The 1,740-nt window shown below is 41.1% G+C and carries 1 protein-coding gene; it reads left to right on the forward strand.

Annotated elements, in window-relative coordinates:
- The first annotated feature begins 108 nt into the window (after positions 1-108).
- A complete protein-coding gene (locus tag AC1DQW_RS27535) occupies positions 109-1,560 on the forward strand; it encodes an IS1182 family transposase (protein ID WP_477456992.1) in 1,452 nt (483 codons plus the stop codon).
- The last annotated feature ends 180 nt before the right edge of the window (positions 1,561-1,740 follow it).

Here is a 1,740-nt window from a genome sequence, read left to right on the forward strand (position 1 = left end):
GAGGGCACTGAAAAAGTCCTTTAAAAATTAGAGGATAAAAGGAGTAGAGAAGCTTGGTTTTTCTACTCCTTTTTCATTATCTTAAAGTCGAATTAGAACGGCTTTTAGATGTTAGCTCAACAACAACAAATCCAATTCAGCGTGTTTTCGGGATTATATGACTTGATCGTTCCCAAAGACAATCTTCTTCGGAAGATCAACGAGTTAATAGATTTCAATTTTATCTACAAAGAACTCGTTGACAAATATTGTGCTACTAATGGGCGTACAGCAGAGAGTCCTGTCCGCATGTTCAAATACCTGTTATTAAAAACGATCTATACGGTTTCGGATGTTGATGTCGTTGAACGTTCGCGATATGATATGTCTTTCAAATATTTCCTTGAGATGTCACCCGAGCAGGATGTTATCGACCCCAGTTCATTGACAAAGTTCCGAAAGCTGCGGTTGAAAGATGCAGACCTGTTGAACCTATTGATCAGTAAAACTGTTTCTATAGCTATTGAAAAGGGCATTATCCGCTCCAGATCAATCATTGTTGATGCTACTCATTCTCTTTCGCGATCCAATCCATACTCAGCATTGGAGGTATTGAGAGAGCGTTCAAAACTACTTCGAAAAGCGGTTTACGCTATAGATGAGGATATGAAGGAACAGATGCCAAAAAAGAATGATTCGGATGACCTGGAAAAGGAGCTGGCTTATTGTAAAGAACTTGAAAAGCATATTGAATCTGACCAAACGCTAAGTTTGATCCCTGCGGTTAAAGAAAAACTGAACTTGCTGAAGGAGACAGTAGAAGATACGCGGGAAAACTACACGCTCTCAAAAGACAGGGATGCCAAAACCGGCCATAAATCAGCCGACAGCTCATTTTTTGGTTACAAAACTCATCTGGCCATGACGGAAGAGCGTATCATTACAGCGGCTGTGGTTACCTCCGGAGAAAAGGGAGACGGCCCGGAACTTCCTAAGCTTTTAGAGATGAGTCATGGAAACGGAATCGAAGTAGATACCATAATCGGCGATTCAGCATACTCAGGGAGAGAAAATCTTGAACTAACAGGCGAACAGGATATAAAAGTCGTGGCCAGGCTGAACCCCTCAATAGCGCAGGGTTTCAGAAAAGATGAAGACATGTTTGATTACAATAAGGACGCTGGGATGTTTGTGTGCCCGGCGGGTCATTTGGCGATTAGAAAGGCACGTGGAGGAAAAAAGAATGTTGGAGGAAACCAGGTAGATACGTATTTCTTTGATATTGAAAGATGTAAAATCTGTCCACTGAGGGAGAATTGCTATAAGCCCGGCGCAAAGACCAAGACCTATTCTGTAAGCATTAAATCAGATGCACATCTACAGCAGGTGGCTTTTCAGGAAACGGACTTTTATAAAGAAAAAGCAAAACACCGGTATAAGATCGAAGCAAAAAACAATGAGTTGAAAAACGTCCACGGCTACAAGCGGGCAGTATCTTATGGGATTGAAAACATGCAGATGCAGGGAGCATTGGCAATATTCACAGTCAACCTGAAAAGAATCATCAAACTGACCAGCTAAAGACGCAAAAGCAAGAAATCTTAGGCTGAAACGCTCTTGCTTTGCCATCATTGGACACCCGTTCATCTTCGAGCGCATCAGGAAATATATAGGAAATAAAAAAGCGATTTAATAAAAGATGCTCCTTTATTAAATCGCTTTTTAGTAATGCTCATTAAGAGTTACTTTTTCAGTGCCCTC

The sequence above is a fragment of the Mucilaginibacter sp. P5_A4 genome (assembly GCF_056400605.1).

What these genes read in the sequence shown, in the direction of transcription:
- AC1DQW_RS27535 (WP_477456992.1), top strand. Translation starts at nt 109, where the DNA reads ATGTTAGCTCAACAACAACAAATCCAATTCAGCGTGTTTTCGGGATTA.